Genomic DNA, 26,235 nt, shown 5'->3' on the forward strand with positions numbered 1-26,235 from the left:
AAGCGCCCCCTCCGCGGGACCCGTGCGACCCGTGCGACCCGCTCACGCCGTACCCCGCTCGGGGCTCCCCTTGGGCGCGCGCCCCTCCCCGGCGGGACCGGCGAAGGCCTGCACGATGTCGAGCCAGTGGTCGGCGTCGGCCCCCTCCGCCCGGAGCGCCAGATCGTCCCGGTGGGCCCGCTGGGTGGCGAGCAGACAGAAGTCGAGCGCGGGCCCGCTCACCCGCTGGGCGGCATCCTCGGGACCGTAGGCCCACAACTCACCGTCCGGCCCGACCAGTTCGACCCGGAACTCCTCGGCGGGCGCGGTTTCACCCCGTACGAGATACGCGTAGTCCCGCGCCCGTACGCCGATCCGTGCCACCTGCTTCAGCCGCGCGGTCGGCACCCGCCGCACCCCGAGCGCGTCGGCGATGTCCTGCCCGTGCGCCCAGGTCTCCATGAGCCGGGCGGTGGCCATGGACGCGACGCTCATCGGCGGCCCGTACCAGGGGAAACGAGTCCCGGCGGGGGCACTGTTCAGCGCCTCCCACAACCGGTCGCGCCCGTCCCGCCACTTCGCGAGCAGCTCGCCGGGCGGCAGCACGGCCCCGGCCTCTGCACCGGCGTCGACGAACCCGTGCGGATCAGCCTCCGCCTTCTTGGCCTCGCCCCGGAAGGCGTCCGGGTCGGTGGCGGAGAGCAGGGCGACGGTGTCGGTCCAGGCGAGATGGGCGATCTGATGAGCGATGGTCCAGCCGGCCGCGGGGGTAGCGCGACGCCATGCATCGGCATCCAACTCCCCCACCAGTCCATCGACTTCACTGCTCTCGTCGCGCAAGTCGGCCAGCACGGCATCGAGTTCGGACACGTGGCGCTCCCATCGGGGCGTGAATGCGTGTCCCGGAGCATGGCAGCCCGACGAGAAACAAGCAAGCATGCTTGAATTGGGATCGCCCCGGTGCGGGTCGCTCGCAGGTCGTTGCGATGGGTTACGCGACGGCCCCGAGGATCGGCGCCCAGACCGGGCCCGTGAGTGCGGCCACCGCCTGCTTCTCGGAGAGCGGGGGTGCCGTACGGGTCGGCTCGGACGCGTCGGCGCCCTCGCCGCCTCCCCGGGAGTTCCACTCCGTCAACTGGACCTGCGCGCCCGACGACTTCAGGGTCACCGTCACCGTCCAGCGGCGGGCGCCGTCGGTACGGGCCGGATTCTCCGCCGAGTGCTGCTCCGACATCACCAGCGCCCCGCCGGGAATCGCGGCGCTGCTGGGCAGTTCGCTCAGCTCGCAGGTGTCGCCCTCGGCGCGCTCGGGGGTCTGCTCGCAGCTCAGCCCGTCACCGTCCGCGAGCGGCAGCTTGAGCCGCATGGCCGAGACGCCGACGTAGGCGGCGCCGTGTCCGTCGTCGACGACCATGCCGCCGTTGGCCACGTAACCGGCGTTCGGGTCGGAGGGGTTGTTGCTCTGGCCGGTCGCCCCGCTGAACCGGGCGCCGGGGAAGGTCTTCTCCACAGCCGTGATCATCTGCGTGCCCGTGATCGCGGACCGGGGCGTCGCCAGCGCCACCGTCTCCATGTCGGACCCGGCGGAACGGGCCCCGGCGAGTGCGTCGGGAAGCACCAGGGCGACTGCGGTGAGGACGGCGCAGGCGCCGACTCCGCCCGCGAGGAGGCCCGCGTTGCGCCGGCGGCGACGGCTGCGCCCTCGTTCGACGGCGCCGGTCAGGAGGGGGGTGAGATCGGGGTCGAGGGAGTCGGTCGTACGGTCCAGGGCGGCTGCGAGGTCTGTTTCGAACGGCATGCTGATGTCGCCTCTTCTGTGGCTGAAGGGGTGGGGTGGGGGTGGTGGATGTGGTGGGTGTGAGGTGGTGAGGGCGTACGGCGGCGGGCCGGGCCCTCAGTGCGGAACCAGGTCCGCCAGGCTCTCGCCGAGCAACGCCCGCACCCGGCCCAGCGCGCGGGTGCCCTGGGAGCGGACCGCGCTGCTGCTCAGCTTGAGCATCTGGGCGGTCTCCTCGATGCTGCGGTCCTCCCAGTAGCGCAGCAGCAGCACCGCCCGGTCGCGGGGCGGGAGCTGCCCGAGGGCGTCCAGCAGGGTCAGCCGCAGTGCGGTGTCGGGGCCGGAAGCGGTGCCGTCGGGCAGGTTCCCGGTGGGTCGCTCGCCGGTGCTTCCCCGGCGCCGGAGGCTGAGGAAGGTGCGTACAAGAACCGTCTGGGCGTACGCCGCCGGACTGTCGGCGCGGGCCACCTTCCTCCAGTGCACGTACACCCGGCCGAGGGTCTCCTGGACGAGGTCCTCGGCCAGGTGCGTGTCGCCCGCCGCGAGTACGTACGCCGACCGGTAGAGCGCCTTGGCCCTCGCCGCGACGAAGGCCAGATACGCGTCCTCCTGTGCTGATCTCACTCGGTGCCCGCCTGTTCGCTGGTGCTGTGATCCCCGTGCATACCCCTGATGACTACGTGAGTCGCCGGAATGTCGCGGGGCCGAGGCACCTTCTTTTCCACCGTGCCGAACGGACGGCGCACCGCACACGAAACCCGTTCGCCCCCCGCCACGTCAGACGGACGACACCCCTCACCCAACTCACGTCAGCTATACGGGAGTTCGCATGCAAAAGAGGAAGGCCCTCGCCGGCCGCCGACTCGCTCTCGCCGTCCTGCTGACAGCCGGACTGGGTGCCGCTGCCGGTTGCGGCGGCCAACGGGCGGGCACGGACGGCGGTGGAGACGGCGACCCGGGCAAGTCGGCGGAGCGCGCCCGGCAGGTCGCCGCCGCCTGGGACGGGTCGGCCGCGACGGCCGCGTGGCGGACCGGCTACCACCCCTTGGGCAACGTGGAACAGCTGCCGCGAGGCGGACTCCGCGGCCAGGCCCACAAGAAGGCCTACCAGGAGCGCGACTTCGTCCTCCGGGGCAAACTGCCTGCGACCGGCCCCAAGGAGGGGCGGGTCACCTGGGCGAACGGCACGCAGATGCTCTTACGGCCCGCCCAGAACTCTCGGGCCTCGTACGGGGCCCTTGCCGGTGAAGGCGCCGCGCCAGGAGGTCCGCGCCTGACGGTGACCGGGGCGAAGCTGGGCACCATGACCCTCGCCACCAACCGTGGTCCGGCGGAGGTCCCCGCGTGGCTGTTCACCCTGGACGGCTACGACACCCCTCTCAAGCGGGCCGCCGTCATCCCGTCGAAGCTCCCCCGCCCGCCGATCGGCGAGGCCACCGGGGGCCCCAGCACCGCGCTCGACGGTCTGGTCGAGGTTGCCGGAGACGGCCGCTCGGTGACCGTGCTCGCCATCCACGGCGTCTGCGACGACGGCGCCGCGGTGGCCGTACGAGAAGGACGCGACAGCGTGGTGCTGCTGGCCTCCGTCAAGGAGAGGGACCACAAGGCCATCTGCACCAAGCAGGCCGTCCAGCAACGAGTGACCGTGAAACTGGACCGCCCCTTGCACGACCGCGTGCTCCTGGACGCGCATACGGGCCAACCACTCCCCTACAAGCCCCCGAACGGGCCGCAGGCGAGCTGGAGCTGATCTGAGAGGATCGTCCACCGGCCGGGGGGATTGACGGGGAAGTGACGGGGGACCGAAATCGTGGGGCACTTGCTTGAGTTCCTGGAGGTGAGCGAGGGGGAGGACCGTCTCTATCGCTCACTCCTGCGAGGGGAACCCGTCGACCCGTCGCACCCGCCCCACCCCTCCCTCGACCAACTGGTGGCACTGGGCCTGGCAACCCGCGGCGCCAACGGCCAGGTCCGCCCGGTTCCCCCGCCCCGCGCGGTGGACGCCCTGATCGACGGCCGGCTGCGGTCGCTCCGGGAGGAGCTGGAGAGCGAGGTGGCCCGCCGCGGCCTCCTGGAGGCCCTCTTCCGGGAGCGGCGCCCGACCCCGACGGCACCACCCGCCGAGAGCGGCGACGGCGACCGTCCTGTCACACAGCTGCACGGGATCGAAGCGGTCCGGGAGACCATCGACGAGCTCACCTTCTTCGCCCGCTCGGAGGACCTGTCCACGGAGCCGGTAGGGGTGATGTCCCCCGAGTCCATCGCCGTCTCCCGCCCCATCAACATGCGGCTGCTGCGGCGCGGGGTGCGGATGCGCACGCTCCTGGGGGCGGCGGTGCTGCGGGACGGGGCCAGCCTCGCGTACCTGCGCGAGCTGGTGGCGCACGGCGCGGAGGTACGGGTGTCCCGTCGGCCGATCGAGCGCATGATCATCGTCGACCGGACGGCCGCGCTCACCCCCATCGACCCCTCGGACACTTCCAAGGGAGCGCTGCTGGTGCGCGAGCCGGGCCTGGTGGCCACTCTGGTCACGCTCTACGAGCGCATGTGGGAGGCGTCGGACGAGCTCCCCGGCGAGGACTCGGAGCTCCCCTCCGACGTGGAGCGCGAGGTGCTGGCCCTGCTCAGGACGGCGGACAAGGACGAGACCGCCGCCCGTCAGCTGGGCGTGTCCATCCGCACGTACCGCAAGCACCTGGCCACGCTGATGCGGCGCCTGGGCGCCGCGAACAGGGTGGAGGCAGCACTCATCGCCCACGAAAAGGGCTGGCTGGACTGACACCGGCCACCCGGGGCGTACGGGCTACACCGCCCCCGGCACCTTCCGCCGCGACTGACTCCGTACGGCACCCACACTCGCGCCGATGACCAGCGCGATGGCCAGCGCGTCCACCAGCGAGAGCGCCTGGTGCAGCACGAAGAAGCCCGCCCCCGCCGCGATGGCGGGCTCCAGGCTCATCAGTACGGCGAAGGTGGGCGCGGGCATCCGCCGCAGCGCGACGAGCTCCAGCGTGTAGGGCAGTACGGACGACATCAGGGCGACCGCCGCACCGAGCGCGAGAGTCATCGGATCGAACAAGGTCGCCCCCGCGCTCACCACACCCAGCGGCAGACTCAGCAGCGCGGCCACACCGAGCGCCAGCGCCAGCCCGTCCGCCTGCGGGAACCGGCGCCCTGTCCGTGCGCTGAAGACGATGTACGCGGCCCAGCAGGCGCCCGCGGACAGCGCGAAGGCGGCTCCGACGAGGTCGAGGCCACCGAACCCGGCCACTCCGAGCAGCGCGACGCCCGCCAGGGCCAGCCCGGCCCACAGCACGTTGATCCACTGCCGGGTGGCGAACACGGACAGCGCCAGCGGCCCGAGCACCTCCAGGGTCACGGCGGCACCCAGCGGGATGCGGTCGGCGGCCTGGTAGAACAGCCCGTTCATCCCGGCCATGGCCACTCCGAAGACAAGAACCGTCCCCCAGTCCGCCCTGGTGTAGCCCCGCACCTTGGGCCGGCAGATCACCAGCATCGCCAGCGCGGCCAGCGCGAGCCGCAGCGCGACCACGCCCGCAGGCCCGGTACGGGGCATGATCAGCACGGCCAGCGAGGCCCCGAACTGCACGGACAGCCCACCGGCCACCACCAGCGCCACCGGCCCCAGCCCACCACTGCGCATCCGCCCGCGCAGCCCACCCTTCCGGGCAGCGAGGACACCGGCCTCGACATCGACGGTCGGGCCGGCGGGAGCCTGAACCTCGTTCACTCTGATGCACCTCATGTCCACTGGGCTGTACCCCCATGGTGGCATGGCCACTGGGCGGCCCATGCCGGTTTTTCCGAGACCCGGACAGCCCGGACAGGGGGCGGGAGCCCGCTCCGTTCAGGGTGTCCTCATCGCCGCGGGGCAGCGGCTACGAGCCCTGGGTCAGGCCCTCCGCCAGTACCTCCGCCAGGTGGCGGGCCCTGGTTCCGGAGCCCAGTTGTTCCAGTTGGGTCCGGCACGAGTAGCCGTCGGCCAGGAGTTCGCCGCCCTCAGGGAGTGCGCGGGCCGCCGGGAGCAGTTGGTCCTCCGCGCAGGCCTTCGAGACCTCGTAATGGCCCTTCTCGAAGCCGAAGTTGCCCGCGAGGCCGCAGCAGCCGCCGGCCAGGGTGCCCGTCAGGCCCGCGCGCTCGCGCAGGCGGCGTTCCGCGTCGTCGCCCAGGACGGCGTGCTGGTGGCAGTGGGTCTGGCCGGTGACCTGGCGGTCCAGGCGCGGCGGGGTCCAGTCGGGGGCGTACTCCTCCAGGACCTGGGCGAAGGTGCGGATGCGGGCGGCGAGGGCCGCCGCCCTCGGGTCGTCGCCCAGCAGCTCGGGGAGGTCGGACTTCAGGGCGGCGGCGCAGCTCGGTTCCAGGACGACCACCGGGAGGCCGGGCGGGAGCGGGTCGAGGGCGTCGAGGGTGTGGCGCAACACCCTCCTGGCGATGTCCAGTTGGCCGGTGGAGAGGTAGGTCAGACCGCAGCACAGGCCGGTCCGGGGGAGGGTCACCCGAAGCCCGGCCGCTTCCAGGACCCGTACCGCCGCGATTCCCACCGACGGGGAGAGGTGGTTGGTGAAGGTGTCGGGCCAGAGGAGGATCCGGGGGGCCTGTGCCGGTGCGGGGGTACGGGGGCGGGTCCGCGCCCACTTGCGGAAGGTGCGCGGCGCCAGCGACGGGATGTCCCGCTCGGGGGCGATTCCCGCGATCCTCTTGGCGAGCGACGCCAGCGGGCGTACCCCTGCCGCCGCGTTCACCACGCGCGCGTAGGGCGCGGCCAGCCGCAGCCACACCGGCAGGCGCCCCAGGGCGTAGTGGGAGGCGGGGCGGCGGCGGCCCTTGTAGTGGTGGTGGAGGAATTCCGCCTTGTACGTGGCCATGTCCACGCCCACCGGGCAGTCGCTGCGGCACCCCTTGCAGGACAGGCACAGGTCGAGCGCGTCCCGTACCTCCTCGGAGCGCCAGCCGTCCTCGATCACTCCGCCCGCCTCCCCCGCGAGCATCTCGTGCAGCAGGCGCGCGCGCCCGCGCGTGGAGTGCTCCTCCTCGCCGGTCGCCCGGAAGGACGGGCACATCACTCCGGTACCGGCCGCGCTCTCGGTACGGCACTTGGCGACGCCCACGCAGCGGCGTACCGCGGCCGAGAAGTCGCCCCCGTCGTGCGGGTAGGAGAAGGCGACGTCGCGCACCGGGCCGGGCGGGAGGACGGCGAAGCGGAGGTTCTCGTCGAGGCGGGCGGGGCGGGCCAGCATGCCCGGGTTCATGCCGCCCGACGGGTCCCAGACGTCCTTGAACCGGCCGAAGAGCGCGACCATCTCGTCCCCGTACATCTTCGGCAGCAGCTCGGCCCGCGCCTGGCCGTCGCCGTGTTCGCCCGACAGGGAGCCGCCGTGTGCGGCGACCACGTCCGCGAGTTCCTCCGAGAAGCGGCGGAAGGCGGCGACGCCCGGTGCTGTCAGCAGGTCGAAGTCGATGCGTACGTGGATGCAGCCGTCGCCGAAGTGGCCGTACGGGGTGCCGCGCAGGCGGTGTTCCGCCAGCAGCTTGCGGAAGTCGCGCAGGTACGCGCCCAGCCGGGCGGGCGGCACCGCGCAGTCCTCCCAGCCGGGCCACGCCTCGCTGCCGTCGGGCATCCGGGTCGCGGTGCCGCTGGCGTCCTCGCGGATGCGCCACAGAGCGCGCTGTCCGGCCGCGTCCATGACGACCGTCGCGTCCACGGCCGAGGGCCGCGCGGCCCGAACGATCTCCGCCGCCCGGGCCCGCGCCTGCGCCCCGTCCGCCCCGCCCGTCTCCACGAAGAGCCAGGCCGCGCCGCGCGGCAGCAGTTCCCGCTCCCGCTCGGGGACCAGGTCGGCGGCCATTCCCTCGACCGTCAGCGGGCCGTACGGGAGGATGCCGGGCGCCGCCTCGGCCGCCGCGCTCTCGTCCGCGTAACCGAGTACGGCGAGACCACGCGCGCGTGGGGACTCCACCAGCGAGACGACCGCCTCCGTCACCACGCCGAGCGTGCCCTCGCTGCCGCAGAAGGCACGGGCCAGGTCCACGCCGTTCTCGGGCAGGAGCGCGTTGAGCGCGTAGCCCGAGATGCGGCGCGGGAGTTCGGGGAAGCCGGTGCGCAGCAGGGCGAGGTTCGACTCGACGAGGTCGCGCAGGCCGGGGCGCAGGGCCTCGGGGGCGGACTGCCAGCCGCCGCGCGACAGGTGCAGTTCCCCGCCCCCGTACGTCCGTACCGTCAGCTCGCGGACCTGGTCGGCGGTGGTGCCCCAGGCCACCGAGTGCGAGCCGCAGGAGTTGTTGCCGATCATTCCGCCGAGGGTGCAGCGGGAGTGCGTGGACGGGTCGGGGCCGAAGGTGAGGCCGTGCGGGGCCGCCGCCGTGCGCAGGTCGTCGCAGATGACCCCGGGCAGGACCCTCGCCGTACGGGCGGCCGGGTCCAGGTCGACGATGCGGCGCAGGTGCCGGGTGGTGTCCAGGACCACCCCGGTGCCGGTCGCCTGGCCCGCGATGGAGGTGCCGCCGCCGCGCGGGACCACCGGCACCCCGTGGTCCCGGCAGACCGCCAGCGCGGCGGCGATGTCGTCGGCGTCGCGCGGGGCGACCACGCCCAGCGGGACGCGTCGGTAGTTGGAGGCGTCCATCGTCATCAGGGCGCGGGCGGCGGCGTCGAAGGACACCTCACCGCGTACGGCCGCCCTCAGGTCGGATGCCAACTCGGTCGTCTCTCGCCGTGGTTCAGCCATGCGTCCAGCATGCACGCTGCCGCGTATCTACCCTTCTCGGACGACTTGTCCCTCACATCTGTAAGGATCCGCAAGGGATACGAACAGGAACTTTCCCAACTGATCATCAACTCTCTTATAGTGGGCACGCTTTAGGGCGGACTTCCCGCTTCCGCCGCACGACTGACTCGCCCGACTCGCCTGACTCGCCTTGCTCCTCTCCCCCTTCACGAGGCCTGCCACTTCATGTCCACGCGCCGAGCGTCCGCACTCGCCCTGTCGATCTCGGCGGCCCTCAGCGGCCTGCTGCTCCTGTGGGCGGTGCTGGCCGCCCCCGAGGCGGTGCGGGCCCCGCTGGCCTGGGGCGGCGGGGGTGCCGCGCTGCTGCTGTCGGTTGCCGTCGCCGTGGCCACGTACAGCACGCTTCGGGCCCGGGCGGCACGCGGCGAGCTCACCGGCCGTCTCGCGCGGATCGACGAGGACGCCCGGCGGTTCGCCCAGGAGACGGTGCCCACCCTGGTCGGACGGCTGCGCGCCGGTGACTCGGCGGACACCGCGCTGGCCGCCACCACGGGCACGCTGGGCGCGCTGCACGACGACCACGCGATCACCCTGCTCAGGACGCTCGCCACCGAGGTGGGCCGGGGCGAGTCCTCCCGCGCCGCCGCGATGGCCGCGTGCGCGAACGCGGCGGGCCGCATGCAGGCCCTGTCCACGAGCATGCTGGCCGACCTCCGCGAGATGGAGCACCGGCACACCGACGAGGACGTGCTCGGCGACCTGCTGCACCTGGACCACCGCACCGCCCAGGCGGGGCGGCTCGCGGACAGCATCGCCATCCTCACGGGGGCCCGGTCCGGCCGCCGCTGGGCGAAGCCGATCGTGATGGAGTCGGTGCTGCGCGGCGCGATGGGCCGCATCAACGGCTACCAGCGCGTCCGGCTGCACTCCACCAGCGAGATCGCCGTCGCGGGCCACGCGGCCGAGGGCGTGATGCACGCGCTCGCCGAACTCCTCGACAACGCCGCCAACTTCTCGCCGCCCACGGCAGAGGTGCACGTGTACGTGGAGGAGGTTCCGGCCGGGCTCATCATCACGGTCGAGGACAGTGGCCTGGTCATGAGCGACGTACAGCTGCGGCGTGCGGAGCGGGCGGTGTCCGCCACCGAGCCGCTCGACCTGACGAGCCTGTCCGGCACCCGGCTCGGCCTCGCGGTGGTCGGCTGCCTGGCCCGCAAGCACCAGCTGAAGGTGTCCTTCCGGCCGTCGGCGCGGGGCGGCACCGGGGCGCTGATGCTGCTGCCGCAGGAGCTGCTGACGCAGCCTCAGCGGGTGATGCAGGCCGCTGCGGTGGCGCCCGAGGTGCCGGAGGTTCCTGCGGTACGGGAGGTGCCTGCGGCACGCGAGCTCCCGGAAGCCCGCACCGCCCCGGCCATACCGGCGGCCCTCCCCGCAGAGGCCCCAGCTCCGGCCCCGGCACCCGCCGCCACCACCTCCGCCTCCACCACCTCCGGCTCCGACACCACCGGCGGACTCCCCCAGTTCGGCGACAGCGGCCTGCCCAAGCGGCGGCGCGGCCGGACGCTCGCGGCGGCGCACCCCGATGGCCCGGACGGCCCTGCCAAGCCCACCCCCAAGGTCTCGGACCGGCGGGCCGCGACGAACCGCTTCAGTACGTTCCGCCAGGCCATCCAGGGGCAGTCGGACACGAATCCAGCCCCTCCGGCGCTTGAGGAGCGGGCCGCCAGGCCCGTGCCCGAACCGCCGGCCCCGCGGCCGGCGCCACGCGGCGGAAGCCGCACATAGGCACAGCGGGAAGGGGCGGGGAGGGGCACAGCCCGCCGCAGGCGCGATCCCTCCCGCAGAAACCCCCGCCCGCCCCCGCCAGGGTCCCGCTCCGCACACCCACTCCCCCCGGAAGGCAACGAGAACCGATGACCGCCACCACCGACGAAAAGCTCAACTGGTTGCTGGAGAACCTCCTGGAGCGCACTCCCGGCACCCGGCACGCCCTCGTGCTCTCCCGCGACGGCCTCAAGCTGTGCCGTACCCCCGAGCTCTCCGTCGACCGAGCCGACCAGCTCGCCGCCATAGCCTCCGGCATCCAGAGCCTGACGCACGGCGCGTCGATGGAGTTCGGCGACGGCAGCGGCGGCGTACGGCAGGCGATGGCCGAGTTCTACGGCGGCATCCTGTTCATCGTCGAGGCCGGCGCGGGCGCCCACCTCGCGGTCATCGCCGACGAGGACGCGGACGTCGGCCTCATCGGCCACAACATGAGCGAGCTCATCGAGCAGCTTGGCGAGCACCTCAGCGCCGAACCCCGAGGCCACATCACGGGTACGAGCAAGGACGCCGACAGCACCCTCTCCGCATGAGCACGCCGGGCCAGCCCCGTACCCCGGGCAACCGGAAGCGTCCCGGCCGCGACGACTCCCCCGACCGGCTCTACACCGTCACCGGGGGCCGCAGCCGCACCCACTCCGACGCGTTCGACCTGGTCACCCTGGTCGTCGCGGAGTGCGACCCGACGCCGGGCATGCAGTCCGAGCACGCGGCGATCCTGCGGATGTGCGACTACCCGATCGCCGTCGTGGAGATCGCCGCCGACCTCGGCCTGCCCGTGAGCATCACGCGCATCCTCCTCGCGGACCTGCTCGACACCGGCCGGATCAGCGCCCGCCACCCGCGCTCGGCGCCCGAATCCGCCCAACTCCCCGAACCCGAACTCCTGGAGCAGGTGCTCGTTGGCCTCCGAAATCTCTGACGCGACCCCCGGGGCGGCCCGCCTCCCCGGCCACCGTACGAACGACAGGTCCCACCTGTCCCGCAGCGCCGACAACGGTCTCAAGATCGTCATCGTCGGCGGCTTCGGCGTCGGCAAGACCACCATGGTCCGCTCCGTCAGCGAGATCCGTCCCCTCAACACCGAGGAGACGATGACCCGTGCCGGAGAGAACGTCGACGACCTCGACGGCGTCAGCACCAAGTCCTCGACCACCGTCGCCTTCGACTTCGGCCGGATCTCGGTCAACGAGCGCACCGTCCTCTACCTGTTCGGCGCCCCGGGCCAGGAACGCTTCTGGTTCCTCTGGGACCGGCTCTTCTCCGGCACGCTCGGCGCGGTCGTCCTGGTCGACACCCGCCGCCTCGCCGACTCCTGGTACGCGATCGACCGGCTCGAACACCACGGCACCCCGTTCGTGGTCGCCCGCAACGACTTCGGCGGCCCCCAGCACACCGACGCCCAGGTCCGCGAGGCCCTCGACCTGCCCGACCACATTCCGATGGTCACCTGCGACGCCCGCGACCGGGCGTCCAGCAAGTGGGTCCTGATCACCCTGGTTGAGTATCTGCACACCCTGTCGACGGCCGGCCGTACGCCATCGGAGCCGGCCGCGCCCGCACCGACCATCCCCCGAGAGGGCGCAGCCCAGTGACGACGACCCCGCCCCCCGGCTGCCCCGCCCACACCGGCACCGCAGGCTCCGGCCCCGGCGCCGAGGCATCCGTCCCCCTCTCGGGGCCCCGCTTCCAGACCGACCCGGTCGCGCTCTACCGCGAACTGCGCCGCGAGCACGGCCCGGTCGTCCCGGTCACGCTGCCCGGCGACATCCCGGCCTGGCTGGTCGCCGGGTACCGCGAACTGCACCAGCTGACCTCCGACCCGGTGCTCTTCTCCCGGGACTCCGGGCTGTGGAACCAGTGGGACCGCATCCCCGCCGACTGGCCGCTGCTCCCCATGATCGGCCGCGACCAGCCGTCCATCCTCTACACGGTCGGCGAGCGCCACACCCGCCGCGCCCGGCTGATCAGCGACGCGCTGGAGGCGGTCGACCCCTTCGAACTCAGGCGGTACGCCGAGGAGTTCGCGGACGGGCTGATCGACGCGTTCTGCACCAAGGGCGAGACCGACATCGTCAGCCGTTACGCGATGCTGCTCCCGGTCCGCGTACTGGCGAAGATCTACGGCATCCCCGACTCGCAGGGCCCCGGTCTGGTCGCCGCGCTCAACGACATGATCGACGGCCGGGAGCGCGCGCTGGCGGGCCAGCAGCACGTCACCCAGACCATCACCGGTCTGCTCTCCGCCCAGCAGGCCACCCCGGGCCAGAACGTGGCGGCGCGGATGCTGGCCGACGCCGAGGCCTCCGGGCCGGACGGCTTCACGCCGATGGAGATCCTCCAGGACCTGATGGTCATGATGGCGGCGGGCCACCAGCCGACCGCCGACTGGATCGGCAACACGCTGCGTCTGATGCTCACCGACGACCGCTTCACCGCCTCGCTCTCCGGCGGCCGGCACAGTGTCGCCGAGGCCATGAACGAGGTGCTCTGGGAGGACACCCCCACCCAGAACGTGGCGGGCCGCTGGGCGTCCCGCGACACCCGGCTGGGCGGCCGGGCCATCGCCGCCGGTGACCTGCTGCTGCTCGGCCTCGCGGCGGCCAACGGCGACCCCCAGGTCCGTACCGACGCCTCCGTGCTGACCGGCGGCAACAACGCGTTCTTCTCCTTCGGCCACGGCGAGCACCGCTGCCCGTTCACCGCGCAGGAGACCGCCGAGGTGATCGCCCGTACCGCCGTCGAGGTGCTCCTCGACCGGCTGCCGGACATCGACCTGGCCGTGCCCGCCGAGTCCCTCACTCGTCGCCCGTCCCCCTGGCTGCGCGGACTGACCGCGCTGCCGGTGACGTTCACGCCCACTCCCGCCCTTGGAGGCACCAGATGACCGACACGACCGCCGGTTCCGGCGCGATGACCTGCCCCGTGACGGGCGCCGGAGCGACCGGCGCGGGCACTGCGGGCGCACACGAGCCGATAGCCCTCGACCCCTTCGTGACCGACCTGGTCGGCGAGGGCGCCCGGCTGCGGGCGGCCGGGCCGCTGGCCCGCGTGGTGCTCCCGGGCGGTGTCCCCTGCTACGCGGTCACCCACCACACCGAGGCGCGCGCGCTGCTCACCGACCCGCGCGTGGTGAAGGACATCGGCCAGTGGAACGCCTGGCAGCGCGGCGAGATCGCGATGGACTGGCCGCTGATCGGCCTGGTCAACCCGGGCCGTTCGATGCTCACCGTGGACGGCCCCGAGCACCGGCGGCTGCGGCTGCTGGTCGCCCAGGCCCTGACCGTACGCCGGGTGGAGCACCTGCGCGGCAGCGTCGAGACCATCACCAACGCCCTGCTCGACACGCTGGCCGCGCAGCCCGAGGGCGCGGCCGTCGATCTGAAGGCCCTGTTCGCGGCGCCGCTGCCGATGAAGGTCGTCACCGCGCTGATGGGCGTGGAGAAGGTCGTCAGCCCGCGTCTGACGGCGGTCTTCGACCGGTTCTTCTCCAGCGAGACCGAGCCGGGCGAGATGCCCAAGGTGCTGGCCGAGATCGACGCGATCTTCACCGAGGTCGTCGCCGAGCGGCGCGCCAACCCGGGCGACGACCTCACCAGCGCGCTGCTCCAGGCGTCGGAGGAAGGCGACAAGCTCACCGAGGAGGAGATCCTCAACACCATCAAGGTCATGATCATCGCCGGTCACGAGACGACGATCAGCCTGATCCTCCAGGCGGTCATCGGCCTGGAGACCCACCCCGAGCAGCGCGCCAAGGTCCTCGCGGGCGAGGTCCCGTGGGAGAACGTCATCGAGGAGACCCTGCGCTGGTCGACCCCGACCTCGCACGTGCTGCTGCGCTTCGCCACCGAGGACATCGAGGTCGGCGGCCAGATCCTCCCCAAGGGCGAGGGCCTGGTCATCTCGTTCGGTGCGATCGGCCGCGACGAGCGGGTGCACGGCGAGAGCGCCGAGGACTTCGACATCACCCGCGAGACGGTCAAGCACATCAGCTTCGGCTACGGCCCGCACGTCTGCCCGGGTGCGGCCCTCTCCCGCCTGGAGGCTGCCGTGGCGCTCCCCGCCCTGTACGCCCGCTTCCCCGACCTCACCCTCGCGGTCCCCGCGTCGGAGCTCCGCAACAAGCCGGTCGTCACGCAGAACGACCTGGTCGAGGTCCCGGTCCGGCTGACCAAGTAACGGGCGCCCCAGTTCGTTTCGTCTCTTTCGTACGAAGACACACCACGAGCCGGAGTGTCGGTCGTCTCATCCGCCGGACGGAGGTAACGACCGCCCCCGCGGAGCGACTACGCTCCGGCTCGTGGCTGAGATCCAGATTCCCGCTGACATCAAGCCCGCCGACGGCCGTTTCGGCGCGGGCCCCTCCAAGGTTCGGACGGAGGCGCTCGACGCGCTTGCCGCCACCGGCACTTCACTCATGGGTACGTCCCACCGCCAGGCCCCGGTCAAGAACCTGGTCGGTTCGGTACGGGACGGCATCCGCGACCTCTTCTCCCTCCCCGAGGGTTACGAGGTCATCCTCGGCAACGGCGGCTCGACGGCCTTCTGGGACGTCGCCACCCACGGCCTGATCTCCGAGAAGTCCCAGCACCTCTCCTTCGGCGAGTTCTCGTCCAAGTTCGCGAAGGCCGCCAAGCAGGCCCCGTGGCTGGCCGACCCGACCGTCATCGCCTCCGACCCGGGCACCCACCCGGAGCCGAAGGCCGAGGCGGGCGTCGACGTCTACGCGTACACCCACAACGAGACCTCGACCGGTGTCGCGGCCCCCATCAAGCGGGTCGCGGGCGCGGACGCCGACTCCCTGGTCCTGGTCGACGCCACCTCCGGCGCCGGCGGCCTCCCGGTGGACATCACCGAGACCGACGTCTACTACTTCGCCCCCCAGAAGTCCTTCGCGGCGGACGGCGGCCTCTGGCTCGCCGCGTTCTCCCCGGCGGCCCTGGAGCGCGCGGCCCGCATCCACGGCTCCGGCCGGCACGTCCCGGAGTTCTTCTCGCTCCCGACGGCGATCGACAACTCGCTGAAGAACCAGACGTACAACACCCCCGCCCTCTCGACCCTCTTCCTGCTCGACGAGCAGCTGAAGTGGCTCAACGGCCAGGGCGGCCTGGACTGGGCGGTCGCCCGCACCGGCGCCTCCTCGTCGGCCCTCTACTCCTGGGCGGACAACTCCAAGCACGCCACCCCGTTCGTCACGGACCCGGCGAAGCGCTCGCAGGTCATCGGCACCATCGACTTCGCCGACGAGATCGACGCGGCGGCCATCGCCAAGGTGCTGCGCGCCAACGGCATCGTCGACACGGAGCCGTACCGCAAGCTGGGCCGCAACCAGCTGCGCGTGGCGATGTTCCCGGCGATCGACCCGGCGGACGTACAGGCGCTGACGGCTTGCATCGACTATGTGATCGAGCAGCTCTGACGTTTTCGGGCGGTACGTGGCTGTAGACAGCGGAGGGCCCCGGCGCGGGATGTGCGCCGGGGCCCTCCGCGTTCACTCGACAGGGTGAACGATCACGTACAGGACAGATGAGGACTCTCCGGCCTACCATGATGTTTCTCGACCACAGCCCCTCAGGAGGCCAGCAATGTCTGCAGAAGCAGTCGAGCACCCCTGCGACGGCGAGCCGGTTTCTCCGCTCCAAACGGCCCACAAGATCATGGAGCAGAACCCCGGCTTCCGCGTCGAGATCATCGGAGGCGTCATCACCGTAACCCCATCGGCGGACATCCCGCATTCCCGTGTGCTCAGCAAGCTCATGCGACCGTTTGTCGCAGCCGGTCTTGACGACGGGGAGACCGAGGTCCTTCAGGCAATCAGCGTGTGGCTGCCCAGCGGACCGGTGGATTACGTCATCCCCGACCTGGCGATCGTCGACGCGGACATCGAAGACCACCTCATCGACGACGGCGGCGCCGACCCCGACTGCTTCCGGCTGGTCCTGGAGGTCACCTCCAGCAACTACAACAACGACCTGCGCAACAAGGTCGTCGCGTACGCCGACGCCAAGATCCCGGTCTATGTGATCGTCGACCGCAAGCACGGTCGCATCCACGTGCTGACGGAACCCGAGTCCGGCGAGTACGCGACTCACCGCGTCTACGCCCCCGGCCAGCAGGTCACCCTCCCCGACTCCATCGGCGCCAAGGTCACCCTCGACGTGGCGGAGATCCTCAAGGCCGGAACCCGCAGGCAGGCCCCCGAGTCCTGAGCAGCCCCTACCGGCTCAGCCGCTGGAACCTCCGTACCGCCAGCGGCAGGAACACCGCCGTCAGAACCACCGGCCACACCACCCCCATCAGCAGCGCGTTCTCCTCGACCCAACTCCCCCCACTCGCCACGGGATTGCCGAACAGCTCCCGCGCCGCCGTCACCGTCGAGGACAACGGGTTCCAGGCCGCGACGAACCCCAGCCAGCCCGGCATCAGTGAAGGCGCCACGAAGATCGACGAGATCATCGTCAGCGGGAACGCGACCGCGTAGAGGCCGCCCGCGGTCTCCGGGGTGCGGATGAGCAGGCCGAGCCACACGCCCACCCAGATCAGGCTGAAGCGCAGCAACAGCAGGAGGGCGAATCCGGCGAGGGTCGCCGACAGGCCCCCCGATGCCCGCCAGCCGATGACCAGCGCCGTCACCGCCAGGATGGCCAACTCCGCGCAGGCGATGACCAGATCGGCCAGTCCCCGCCCGGTCGCCACCGCCGAGGGTGCCATCGGCATCGAACGGAAGCGGTCGATGACGCCCTTGGACGCGTCGTTGACCATCACCATCGTGGTGCCCATGAAGCCGAACGCCATGGTCGAGGCGAACATCCCCGGCATCAGGAACTCCCGGTAGTCGCCGCCGCCCGGTACCGCCATCGCCCCGCCGAAGACGAATCCGTAGAGCAGCACCGAGACGATGGGGAAGCCCAACTGCCATACGATCATGACGGGTTGGCGCTGGTAGTGGGTGAGGCTGCGCCGGGCGACGTTCCAGCCGTCGGCGAACGCCCAGCCGAGCCTGCCGAGGCCGCCCGACGCGTCCGCCACCTTGAGTTCCACCGCGCTCATGCCGCAGCCACCTCCGCCTTCTCGTTCGTCCCGTCCTGCGTACGGTGTCCGGTCAGGCGCAGGAACACGTCGTCCAGGCTGGGCCTGCGCAAGCCGATGTCCGCCACCGCGATGCCCTCGTCCTGGAGGGTCCGCGCCACCTCCGTCAGCGCCGCCACCCGGTCGGTCACCGGCGCGTGCACCCTGAGCCCCTGCTCATCGCTCTCGGGCTCGGCTCCGGTGGCCCCGGCGACCACCTTCGCCACCGCCGCCAGATCCTCGGCGGACTCCGCCACCACCTCCACACGGTCTCCGCCGACCCGGCTCTTCAGGCCGTCGGGAGTGTCGTCGGCGATGGCGCGGCCCCGGTCGATGACGGTGATGCGCGAGGCCAGCCGGTCGGCCTCCTCCAGGTACTGCGTGGTCAGCACCACGGTCGTGCCGCGCACCACCAGCCTCCGTACGGAGTCCCAGACCTCGCCCCGCCCGCGCGGATCGAGCCCGGTCGTCGGCTCGTCCAGGAACAGCACGTCCGGGGCGAGGATCATCGACGCCGCCAGGTCGAGCCTGCGGCGCATGCCACCGCTGTACCCGCCGGTGCTCAGGTCGGCCGCCTCCGTGAGGTCGAACTGTTCCAGCAGCTCGACGGCCCGCACCCGGGCCCGCCTGCCCCCGAGGTGGAAGAGCCGGCCGAACATCTCCAGGTTCTGGCGGCCGGTCAGCACCTCGTCCACTGCCGCGTACTGACCGGCGAGGCCGATCCGGGTCCGTACCCTGCGCGGCTCCCGGGCGACATCGAGTCCGGCGACCTCCGCCCGCCCGCCGTCGACCCTCACCAGCGTGGCCAGCATGCGCACGGCGGTGGTCTTCCCGGCCCCGTTCGGCCCGAGCAGGCCGTGCACCGTGCCGCGCCGCACTTCCATGTCGAACCCGTCGAGGGCCCGTTTGTCGCCGTACACCTTGCGGAGTCCCTCCGCGCGGACGGCCCAGTCGCCGTTGGTCATGGCAATCCCCTTCCCTTCAAACTGGGTACACCGTACTCTAATTAGAGTACGGTGTACTCGGTTTTGACCGAGGAGAATCCCGAAGACGAAGAGAAGGCAAGGTGAGGTCATGACTGACACGACGGACCCCGTCGGCACGGGCGACGTGGCCGGCTCAGAAAGCGGGCAGGATCCCGCCGACACCCGCGTCGCAGCCCTCCGCCCCAGCCTGGAGCTCCTCTGGGGCACCGGCGAACGCCCCGCCCGCGGCCCCAAGCGCGGCCTCTCGCTCGGCACGATCGTCGAAGCGGCGGTCCGCATCACCGACACCGAGGGCCTGGACACCCTCTCCATGCGCCGCCTCGCCAGCGAACTGGGCACCGGCACGATGTCGCTGTACCGGTACGTGCCCGGCAAGACGGAGCTCCTCGACCTGATGCTGGACCACGTCCAGGGCGAGCTGACCGCGTCCCACAACCCCGCCGCGACGGCCGACTGGCGGGAGGCCGCCGCCGCCATCGCCCACGGCACGCTCGAACTGCACGTCCGCCACCCCTGGATGCTCAAGGTCAACCAGAGCCGCGCCCTGCTGGGGCCGTGCACCCTGCGGTCCCTCGAACTGTCCCTGTCGGGCCTGCGCGGCATGACGGGATTCACCGATCAGGAACTGCTCGCGGTCATCCTGACCCTCCAGTCCTTCGCGACCGGCCACGCCCGGATGACGGCCGAGACGACCGAGGCGGTCGAGGAGACGGGCCTGGACCACGAGGCCTTCTGGGCGGGCCAGGCGCCCTACCTGGAGCGGGCGATGCTGAGCGGGGACTACCCGGTGATGGCCGCGCTGAACGAGAACACCTTCGACGGCTCCTTCGACCACTTCGGGTTCGGCCTGACGGGAATCATCGAAGGATTCGCGACAGTGGTCAACGCCCGAGCGGCCCAGCAGAAGTAGCCGCGGAGCCCATCAGGCGCGGACGGGGCATCGCCCCTGCCCCGTCCGCGCCCACCACTCCCCCCGCCCCCTACCTCTTCTTCCGCCGGAGCCCCAGCCAAGCCAGCAGTCCCGCTCCGGCCACCCCCAGCACCAGTACGCCCTTCCCCGTCAGGCCCTCACCCTCCGGCGCACCGGGCTTGGCCGAGGGGGTTTCGCGGACGGGGCCCGAGGGCGTCGCGCCGTCGGCCTCGCCGTTCCCCTCCCCCGCGGCCCCCGCCGCCATCGCGAAGACCTCGCTCCGCTTCCCCTCCGCGCCGAAGAGCAGCTTCTTTCCGTCCAGGGTGTACGTCACCGACTCGGCCTGCCCCCGGTAGCCGATCCCCAGCGCGGTCCCCTCGCCGAGCCCCCGGCCGCCGTCCTGCCACGCGTACTCGTCCGCCCCGAGGTACGACCGCAGCACCAGCCGCTTCCCGTCCGGGGAGAACGCCCCGTCCGTCACCCACGGCACGTCCGCAACCTTCCGGAAGACGTTCGTCCGCCCGGTCGACAGCTTGGCAGGGCCCTCGTAGAGCCCCGCCCCGCTCTCCTCCTTGCTGGCGATGTACGCCCGCCCGGTCGTGGGATGCACCATCAGCGCCTCCGCGTTCCGCGCCCCGTCCGCGTACTTCACGTCGTACTGCGCGGCATCCACCGTCTGGTCCCTGAGCACCTTCGGCTCGGGGAACCGGTAGATCCAGACGTGGTCCCACGTCCCGCCGAGGTTGTCGCCGATGTCGCCCACGTACACCGCCCCGTCGGGCCCGACCGAGACGGCCTCCATGTCGCGCGGCTTGCCGACGCCCCGCAGGGTGATCCGGGCGACGGTCTGCCCGCTCTTCCCGTCGACGGCGTAGACGTAAGGACCGTCCTGGTCGTTGTGCGTCCAGTACACGCCCGGGTGCGCACGGCTGGCCGCCAGTCCGCTCGACTCGGTGATCCGGGGGTCCTGGACGGTGAACCCCCCACCGTCGTCCGCCGACGCGACCGGGGCTGCCGCCAGCACCATTCCCGCGGCGGCGGACAGAGCGGCGGCCAGGGCGACGTACGTACGAGAAGAGCGCATGCACCCAAGTGTTCAGCATCACGGTGCGGCCCCCGCGCAAGATCCCCGATGATGATCGGATGCGCAGCTTCCTCTTCGTCGGTGACTCCATGACCATCGGCTGCCCCGGCGACTTCAGCTGGCGCTACCGCATGTGGCAGCACCTGGAGTCGACCGGTCTGCGGTACGAGATCGTCGGCCCGCGCACCGCGCTGTACGACCCCGCGTCGGCCGCCGCCACCTCGCACGCGTACGCCGCCGAGGACTTCCCCCTCCCGGCCCGCCGCCATCTCGCGGGCTGGGGCGAGGGCTGGCTGCACATGGCCCCGGCGATCCGCTCGGCCGTCACGTCGACCGGCGCGGACACCCTGCTGGTCACGCTCGGCCTGATAGACCTCGGCTTCTACACGAACGCCGGGCAGACCGCCGCCAACCTCGACCTCTTCCTCTCCGAGGCGCGCGCCGCGAACCCCCGTATCGCCATCGCCGTCCACCCGGTCATCCCGAACGTCCGCGCCGAACGCGACGCCCCCTTCGCCGCCGAGTGCACCCGCTTCAACGAACTCCTCGCCAAGACGCTCGCGGACCGCTCGGAGCCCCGCTCCCCGCTCCTGCTCGTCTCGCCGCACCCCACGTACGCCATCCACGTGGACACCTACGACGGCACCCATCCGGGCCCCACCGGCGAACACAAACTCGCCGCGGCCTTCGCGGACGCGATGCACCAGGCCTGGGAACTGGGCGCCCCCTACGCCCCGTACACCCCGTACGCCGCGCACGCCCCTCATCCCCCTCACACCACTCGCCCCGAGCCCCCCGCCCCCTCCATACTTCTCGCACCATGAGCGCAACCACTCCCGCCCCGCCGGAGATCACGTACACCAACTGCCGCCGCTGCGGCACCGAGATAGCGGGCCTCGACGGCAGGTACGCCTGCGGCGTCTGCGGCTGGACCAACCACTACTCCGAGGGCTACCGCCCCCTCCCCACGGCCCAGGACGACCCGGACTGGACGGGCCCCAACTGCCGCTGACAGAACGGCAGTTCAGCGCAACCGGCCGGCCATCCACGGCGTCAGCGCGGTCGAGACGATCAGCTCCTTGTACGTCTCGTCGCCGGGCAGCGGCACCACCAGCCAGTACCCCGGCGGAAAGAACCGCCCCTTCACGTACGCCAGCCCCCCGTACACGGACCGCAGGAACGCCGGCACCGACCCCCGGGGCACATCCGGCACCTCCACCCCGTCGACGGTCACGTTCGCGTCCCCGTCGGCGTACAGCCGCACGCTCACCTGCGGCGACCCGCCCAGCTCCAGATAGGCGTCGTGCGGCAGCCCGCCCCCGGCGTCCGCCACGGCGCCCACCCCGGCATCGGTCCGCCGCGAGACCTGGTCGGCCCCGATGTCCTCGCTGACCAGCACTTCGCGCCCGTACTCCCGGGCTATCCCCCGGACCGCCACCACGGCGGCCTCGGTCGACGGCACGTCCTCGTACCCCTCATGACCCTCATGGCCCTCGCGTCTCCTACGTCCCATGGGCCGATCATCGCGCAGGCGTACGCCACACGCCCGCCGCACACCCCTCGAACCACTCCCACCTTCCCCCTGACCTGCACAAACACAACCCCGGTCGCTGACCGTCCTCCGGAGGTGTCAGGATTGTGCCCATGGCAACCCAGACGTACTTCGACATCACCATCAATGACGAGCCCGCGGGCCGCATCACCTTCAACCTCTTCGACGACGTCGTCCCGAAGACGACCGAGAACTTCCGCGCGCTGTGCACGGGCGAGCAGGGCTTCGGCTACGCCGGTTCCGGCTTCCACCGCGTCATCCCGGACTTCATGCTCCAGGGCGGCGACTTCACGCGCGGCGACGGCACCGGCGGCAAGAGCATCTACGGTGAGAAGTTCGCCGACGAGAACTTCCAGCTGAAGCACACCAAGCCGGGCCTGCTCTCGATGGCCAACGCGGGCAAGAACACCAACGGCTCGCAGTTCTTCATCACCACGATCGTGACGAGCTGGCTCGACGGCAAGCACGTCGTGTTCGGCGAGGTCGCCGACGAGGCGAGCATGGCCCTGGTCAAGAAGATCGAGGCGCTCGGCTCGCAGTCCGGCCGCACCAGCGCGAAGATCACCATCGCGGCTTCCGGCCAGCTGTAAGCCAGCGGTAGGTCTGCGGCAGATCAGCTGTACGCAGCACCCCCGGAAGGGCCCGGCAGTCGCACACCACTCGTGCGACCGCCGGGCCCTTCCGCGCTCCTCCCCCTACGGGTGGTGAAAGCTACGGGTGGTGGAAGCTACGGGTGATGGAAACTGACCTCCGGATCGGCCGCCGTCGGCCCGTCCAGGATCGGCGCGGGCAGTCCGCGCAGGTGGCGGTCGAAGAAGGCCCCGGTGTACGCCACGGTGATCTCCCCCGAGCGCTCGCCGGAGAGCGAGGCGGCCGGGTCGACCACCCCGGCCTGCGCACCCAGCACCGGGATGTCGTTGAACGAGAAGTGCCCGGTCCCCGCGACCGTCACCCACCGCTTCCACCCGTCCATCCGCCCCCACGCCTCGCTCCACTTGCCGCGACCCTCGGGGCGGTGCGTGGCATCGGTGCCGAGGAGGAGGAAGGGGCGCCCGTTCATCCCGGCCCCGGGGGTGGCGTCGAAGTATCCGCCGTCGAGGTTGGCGCCCGCCTTGATACGGGGGTCCTTGGCCATGGCGACGGAGGCGCTGTTCCCCCCGATCGAGTGCCCGGCCATCCCGATCCGCCGCGCATCGATCATCTTCCCGAACGCCCGGAACACCCCTCTCCCACCCAGGAGTTGATCGAGCACGAAGGAGACATCGGCGGCCCGCACCTCCGGCACCTCCTTCGTACGACCGGACACACAGGCGGAGCAGGTGAGCATGCGGCCGCCGGGGAACGCCGTCCCTGAGGTCTCGTACGCGTGATCAACAACCGCGACGACGTACCCGCGGCTGGCGAGCTCCTCGGCGAGCATGGTGAGGGTGCCGCGGTGCAGGGTGAAGCCGGGCGAGAGGACGACGAGCGGGTACTTCCCGCCCAACGGGCGTGCATCGATACGGGAGTTGGTGCGCGCCCCGCTCACCAGCGCGGGCGGGAAGTCGGGCCGCTTGATCCCCTCCACGAGCAGCCGCGCCTCCTCGGCCCCGAGGTACGGGGCGGGCCCGCGACCCGTACCCTTCCGCGCCGGATAGTGCACGGACACCATGAGCTCACGCGCCCCGGCGGCCGGCACCCAAGGATCGACCCGGCCCGCATCGACGAGATGCAGCACCTTCTTCCCCACCCCGAACGGCCCACGGGGAGCAGGGAGTTGGAGCCGCTCGTCCGCTACGGAGACGGAGGTCGAGCCACTCACCCCAGGGGTGGCGGCGGCAACGGGGACAGCGGGACCGGCCAGGACGGCAAGGGCCGCGACGGCGGCAACGAGGTGACGACTACGACCGTGCTCGATGTTTCGACTCATGCGAGGACCGTACGAACCTCACACCCTCCCCCGCCCCTGCCGAAAGTAAGGACCCGCCCCCTACGAAACTCCGTGCTCCACAAGCCTGTTGGCGAGGGTGGAGAGGGTGTACGTGCCGATGCCGAGGACCACTTCCAGGGCGTTGCGCTGCGTGTACCCGTGCGAGTAGAACGCCTCCAACTGCTCGGCACTCACGTCACCGGCACGGTCCAGCACCGCGTGCGTGAACACCCGCACCGCCTCCCACTTCTCCTCGGCAAGCGGCCGCTGCCCGACAAGAGCACCAATCTCTTCCTCCCCCACCCCCAACTTCTCCAACTTCCCAGCATGCATCCGCACGCAGAACCCGCACTCGTTGCGCGCCGCGACGGTCACGATGACCACCTCGCGCGCGACGGGCTCCATCGTCACGCTCTCGAACAGCGCGCTCATCCGCAGGAACCCGTTCAACAGCTCGGGCGACTCGGCGTGCTTCGCGACGAGGGGCGGCAGGAACCCGAAGTTCTTGACGACCCCTTCCATGGCGCGACGGGATGCGGCGGGGGCCGAATCGAGGGTGTGCTCGGTGAAAGTCATGCACCAGCTCCTAGAATGGACAACATGGTTGACGAACAAAAGGTAAACCAGGTTGTCGAATCTGGCAAGGGTGCTCCGCAGCACGACGACACCCCCGGCTTCGAGCTGCCGCTCCTCCTCCTCGCCGGTTTCCGCACCCTCATCGACCGGCTGCACGCCGAACTCGCGACCCAGGGCCACCCCGACGCCCGCCCCGCGCACGGCTTCGCCATGCAGGCGATCGCCGCCTCGGGACCGCAGGGCGCGACCGCCACCGAGATGGGCCGCCACCTCGGCGTATCGAAGCAGGCGGCGGGCAAGACGGCCGACCGCCTCATCGCCCTCGGTTACGCCGAGGCCACCCCCGACCCCGCCGACGCCCGCCGCAAACTCATCCGCCTCACCCCGCACGGCATCGACGCCCTGACCCGCTCGGCCAGGATCTTCGACGCCCTGCGCGCCGAATGGGCCGCCACCCTGGGCCCGGACCGGGTCCACGACCTGGAGAACGCCCTGCGCACGGTCGTCCCGCCCGCGGACCGCTTCCGGCTGGACCCGGGCGGCTGGCTGGGCGCATAGCCGGACAGCCAACCGGTCAAAGCCCGGACACCCGGGCACCCGGACACCCCACGAGAGACACCACCCGCCCCGCCCCGCCCCCTTGCATCGAGCGTGCTCGAAGGCGTTGGCTGGGCTGTCATGAAGTACACACAGCTCGGACGCACCGGACTCAAGGTCAGCCGTCTCGTCCTCGGCACGATGAACTTCGGGCCCCAGACCGACGAGGCCGACAGTCACACGATCATGGACGCGGCCCTCGGCGCGGGGGTCAACTTCTTCGACACCGCGAACGCCTACGGCTGGGGCAACAACAAGGGCCGCACCGAGGAGATCATCGGCTCCTGGTTCGCCAAGGGCGGCGGGCGGCGCGACAAGGTCGTCCTCGGGACCAAGGTCTACGCGAACATGGCGGGCGACGGCGAGACCCCGTGGCCCAACCACGACAAGCTCTCGGCGGTGAACATCCGCCGCTCCGTCGAGGCCAGCCTCAAGCGGCTGGGCACCGACTACATCGACGTCTACCAGTTCCACCACATCGACCGCTCGACCCCGTTCGAGGAGATCTGGCAGGCCGTCGACGTCCTGGTCCAGCAGGGCAAGATCCTCTACGCCGGTTCGTCGAACTTCGCGGGCTGGCACATCGCGCGCGCGAACGAGACCGCCCGCCGGCTCGGCTCGTACGGCCTGGTCAGCGAGCAGTGCCTGTACAACCTGGCCGAGCGGAGCGCCGAGATGGAGGTCATCCCGGCGGCCCGGGAGTACGGCCTCGGGGTCATCCCGTGGTCGCCGCTGCACGGCGGGCTGCTGGGCGGCGCGCTGCGCAAGGAGCGCGAGGGCGGCAGCGGCTCGCGCACCGCGTCGGGGCGGGCGGCCGACGAGCTCGCGAAGCCGGCCGTACGGGCGCAGGTCCAGTCGTACGAGGACCTGCTGGCCAAGCACGGCGTCGAGCCGGGCGAGGCGGCGCTCGCCTGGCTGCTGACGCGGCCCGGGGTCACCGGACCGATCGTCGGCCCGCGCACCGCGGACCAGCTCGCGTCCGCGCTGCGGGCGGTCGAGCTGGAGCTGTCGGCGGAGCTGCTGGCGTCGCTGGACGAGATCTTCCCCGGCCCGGGGGAGTCGCCGGAGTCCTTCGCCTGGTGACAGGTGCGGTGACGGGTGTGGTGAAAGGTGCGGGCGTCAGTTGCCCGCGATGGACGCCGCCGCGATGACGACGAACATGAGGACCAGCACACCGGCCATGATCTGGTTACGGATTTTGGGATTCACGGTATCGAGCGTAACCGG

Annotated in this window: 27 protein-coding genes; 16 read left to right on the plus strand and 11 right to left on the minus strand. The window is 71.6% G+C overall.

The window, feature by feature from the left end; all coding sequences use genetic code 11:
- Positions 1-42: 42 nt before the first annotated feature.
- The 3 genes from ACZ5PB_RS17465 to ACZ5PB_RS17475 form a co-directional block, all read right to left on the minus strand.
- The gene (locus ACZ5PB_RS17465) at positions 43-849 is read right to left on the minus strand and encodes a TIGR03084 family metal-binding protein (RefSeq protein ID WP_468691999.1); all 807 of its coding nucleotides are present in this window, start codon (positions 847-849) and stop codon (positions 43-45) included.
- A 121-nt stretch (positions 850-970) separates the two neighbouring features.
- Positions 971-1,777: a hypothetical protein gene (locus tag ACZ5PB_RS17470; protein WP_468692001.1), complete on the minus strand. Its 807-nt coding sequence runs from the start codon at positions 1,775-1,777 to the stop codon at positions 971-973.
- 96 nt (positions 1,778-1,873) lie between these two features.
- Positions 1,874-2,380, minus strand: coding sequence for a SigE family RNA polymerase sigma factor (locus ACZ5PB_RS17475; protein ID WP_468692002.1), 507 nt, complete (start codon positions 2,378-2,380; stop codon positions 1,874-1,876).
- 205 nt (positions 2,381-2,585) lie between these two features.
- On the opposite strand from ACZ5PB_RS17475, the gene ACZ5PB_RS17480 reads away from it, so the two are divergent.
- Complete coding sequence (locus tag ACZ5PB_RS17480; protein ID WP_468692003.1) at positions 2,586-3,506, plus strand: hypothetical protein; 921 nt, start codon at positions 2,586-2,588, stop codon at positions 3,504-3,506.
- A 60-nt stretch (positions 3,507-3,566) separates the two neighbouring features.
- Entirely contained in the window at positions 3,567-4,535 is a 969-nt protein-coding gene (locus ACZ5PB_RS17485; RefSeq protein ID WP_468692005.1) for a helix-turn-helix transcriptional regulator, read from the plus strand.
- A 24-nt stretch (positions 4,536-4,559) separates the two neighbouring features.
- Here the strand turns inward: ACZ5PB_RS17485 and ACZ5PB_RS17490 are convergent, their stop codons facing one another.
- A complete protein-coding gene (locus ACZ5PB_RS17490; protein WP_468692007.1) occupies positions 4,560-5,507 on the minus strand; it encodes an EamA family transporter in 948 nt (315 codons plus the stop codon).
- A 148-nt stretch (positions 5,508-5,655) separates the two neighbouring features.
- Entirely contained in the window at positions 5,656-8,502 is a 2,847-nt protein-coding gene (locus ACZ5PB_RS17495; protein WP_468692009.1) for an FAD-binding and (Fe-S)-binding domain-containing protein, read from the minus strand.
- 225 nt (positions 8,503-8,727) lie between these two features.
- Between ACZ5PB_RS17495 and ACZ5PB_RS17500 the strand changes: the two genes are divergently transcribed.
- The 8 genes from ACZ5PB_RS17500 to ACZ5PB_RS17535 all read left to right on the plus strand — a co-directional run bounded on the left by ACZ5PB_RS17500 (position 8,728) and on the right by ACZ5PB_RS17535 (position 16,535).
- A complete protein-coding gene (locus ACZ5PB_RS17500) occupies positions 8,728-10,287 on the plus strand; it encodes a sensor histidine kinase (protein WP_468692011.1) in 1,560 nt (519 codons plus the stop codon).
- Between the two features lie 128 nt (positions 10,288-10,415).
- Complete coding sequence (locus tag ACZ5PB_RS17505) at positions 10,416-10,859, plus strand: roadblock/LC7 domain-containing protein (RefSeq protein ID WP_468692012.1); 444 nt, start codon at positions 10,416-10,418, stop codon at positions 10,857-10,859.
- Positions 10,856-11,248: a DUF742 domain-containing protein gene (locus tag ACZ5PB_RS17510; RefSeq protein WP_468692013.1), complete on the plus strand. Its 393-nt coding sequence runs from the start codon at positions 10,856-10,858 to the stop codon at positions 11,246-11,248. The genes ACZ5PB_RS17505 and ACZ5PB_RS17510 overlap by 4 nt, the downstream gene beginning before the upstream one ends.
- Entirely contained in the window at positions 11,229-11,921 is a 693-nt protein-coding gene (locus ACZ5PB_RS17515; RefSeq protein WP_468692015.1) for a GTP-binding protein, read from the plus strand. Before ACZ5PB_RS17510 ends, ACZ5PB_RS17515 begins: the two co-directional genes overlap by 20 nt.
- Positions 11,918-13,213, plus strand: coding sequence for a cytochrome P450 (locus ACZ5PB_RS17520; RefSeq protein WP_468692018.1), 1,296 nt, complete (start codon positions 11,918-11,920; stop codon positions 13,211-13,213). The genes ACZ5PB_RS17515 and ACZ5PB_RS17520 overlap by 4 nt, the downstream gene beginning before the upstream one ends.
- 26 nt (positions 13,214-13,239) lie before the next feature.
- The gene (locus tag ACZ5PB_RS17525; protein WP_468692129.1) at positions 13,240-14,505 is read left to right on the plus strand and encodes a cytochrome P450 family protein; all 1,266 of its coding nucleotides are present in this window, start codon (positions 13,240-13,242) and stop codon (positions 14,503-14,505) included.
- Between the two features lie 121 nt (positions 14,506-14,626).
- A complete protein-coding gene (gene serC / locus ACZ5PB_RS17530) occupies positions 14,627-15,745 on the plus strand; it encodes a phosphoserine transaminase (RefSeq protein WP_468692020.1) in 1,119 nt (372 codons plus the stop codon).
- A gap of 166 nt (positions 15,746-15,911) precedes the next feature.
- Complete coding sequence (locus ACZ5PB_RS17535) at positions 15,912-16,535, plus strand: Uma2 family endonuclease (protein WP_468692022.1); 624 nt, start codon at positions 15,912-15,914, stop codon at positions 16,533-16,535.
- 7 nt (positions 16,536-16,542) lie between these two features.
- Here ACZ5PB_RS17535 and ACZ5PB_RS17540 read toward each other — a convergent pair whose 3' ends face one another.
- Positions 16,543-17,376, minus strand: coding sequence for an ABC transporter permease (locus ACZ5PB_RS17540; protein ID WP_468692023.1), 834 nt, complete (start codon positions 17,374-17,376; stop codon positions 16,543-16,545).
- The gene (locus tag ACZ5PB_RS17545) at positions 17,373-18,359 is read right to left on the minus strand and encodes an ATP-binding cassette domain-containing protein (protein WP_468692025.1); all 987 of its coding nucleotides are present in this window, start codon (positions 18,357-18,359) and stop codon (positions 17,373-17,375) included. Before ACZ5PB_RS17545 ends, ACZ5PB_RS17540 begins: the two co-directional genes overlap by 4 nt.
- Before the next feature lie 109 nt (positions 18,360-18,468).
- On the opposite strand from ACZ5PB_RS17545, the gene ACZ5PB_RS17550 reads away from it, so the two are divergent.
- Positions 18,469-19,290 (plus strand): TetR/AcrR family transcriptional regulator, encoded by an 822-nt coding sequence (locus ACZ5PB_RS17550; protein ID WP_468692027.1) that lies wholly within the window; start codon positions 18,469-18,471, stop codon positions 19,288-19,290.
- Positions 19,291-19,360: 70 nt separating this feature from the next.
- Here the strand turns inward: ACZ5PB_RS17550 and ACZ5PB_RS17555 are convergent, their stop codons facing one another.
- The gene (locus ACZ5PB_RS17555; RefSeq protein ID WP_468692029.1) at positions 19,361-20,374 is read right to left on the minus strand and encodes a WD40 repeat domain-containing protein; all 1,014 of its coding nucleotides are present in this window, start codon (positions 20,372-20,374) and stop codon (positions 19,361-19,363) included.
- 59 nt (positions 20,375-20,433) lie between these two features.
- Here ACZ5PB_RS17555 and ACZ5PB_RS17560 point away from each other — a divergent pair, with 59 nt between their 5' ends.
- Both ACZ5PB_RS17560 and ACZ5PB_RS17565 read left to right on the plus strand, forming a co-directional pair.
- Positions 20,434-21,198 (plus strand): GDSL-type esterase/lipase family protein, encoded by a 765-nt coding sequence (locus ACZ5PB_RS17560; RefSeq protein WP_468692031.1) that lies wholly within the window; start codon positions 20,434-20,436, stop codon positions 21,196-21,198.
- Positions 21,195-21,386: a hypothetical protein gene (locus tag ACZ5PB_RS17565; RefSeq protein ID WP_468692032.1), complete on the plus strand. Its 192-nt coding sequence runs from the start codon at positions 21,195-21,197 to the stop codon at positions 21,384-21,386. Before ACZ5PB_RS17560 ends, ACZ5PB_RS17565 begins: the two co-directional genes overlap by 4 nt.
- Before the next feature lie 12 nt (positions 21,387-21,398).
- Here the strand turns inward: ACZ5PB_RS17565 and ACZ5PB_RS17570 are convergent, their stop codons facing one another.
- Positions 21,399-21,887 carry a hypothetical protein gene (locus ACZ5PB_RS17570; protein ID WP_468692033.1) on the minus strand — a complete coding sequence of 163 codons (489 nt, stop codon included), beginning with the start codon at positions 21,885-21,887 and terminating at the stop codon, positions 21,399-21,401.
- Between the two features lie 131 nt (positions 21,888-22,018).
- Here ACZ5PB_RS17570 and ACZ5PB_RS17575 point away from each other — a divergent pair, with 131 nt between their 5' ends.
- Positions 22,019-22,516, plus strand: coding sequence for a peptidylprolyl isomerase (locus tag ACZ5PB_RS17575; protein ID WP_468692034.1), 498 nt, complete (start codon positions 22,019-22,021; stop codon positions 22,514-22,516).
- Between the two features lie 137 nt (positions 22,517-22,653).
- Here ACZ5PB_RS17575 and ACZ5PB_RS17580 read toward each other — a convergent pair whose 3' ends face one another.
- Together ACZ5PB_RS17580 and ACZ5PB_RS17585 are read right to left on the minus strand one after the other, a co-directional pair.
- Positions 22,654-23,835: an alpha/beta hydrolase family protein gene (locus ACZ5PB_RS17580; protein WP_468692037.1), complete on the minus strand. Its 1,182-nt coding sequence runs from the start codon at positions 23,833-23,835 to the stop codon at positions 22,654-22,656.
- 60 nt (positions 23,836-23,895) lie between these two features.
- Positions 23,896-24,411, minus strand: coding sequence for a carboxymuconolactone decarboxylase family protein (locus ACZ5PB_RS17585; RefSeq protein ID WP_468692039.1), 516 nt, complete (start codon positions 24,409-24,411; stop codon positions 23,896-23,898).
- Positions 24,412-24,435: 24 nt separating this feature from the next.
- On the opposite strand from ACZ5PB_RS17585, the gene ACZ5PB_RS17590 reads away from it, so the two are divergent.
- Positions 24,436-24,969, plus strand: coding sequence for a MarR family winged helix-turn-helix transcriptional regulator (locus ACZ5PB_RS17590; protein ID WP_468692041.1), 534 nt, complete (start codon positions 24,436-24,438; stop codon positions 24,967-24,969).
- A 120-nt stretch (positions 24,970-25,089) separates the two neighbouring features.
- Positions 25,090-26,091 (plus strand): aldo/keto reductase, encoded by a 1,002-nt coding sequence (locus ACZ5PB_RS17595; protein ID WP_468692043.1) that lies wholly within the window; start codon positions 25,090-25,092, stop codon positions 26,089-26,091.
- The last annotated feature ends 144 nt before the right edge of the window (positions 26,092-26,235 follow it).

This window comes from Streptomyces sp. NPDC032721 (assembly GCF_055579625.1).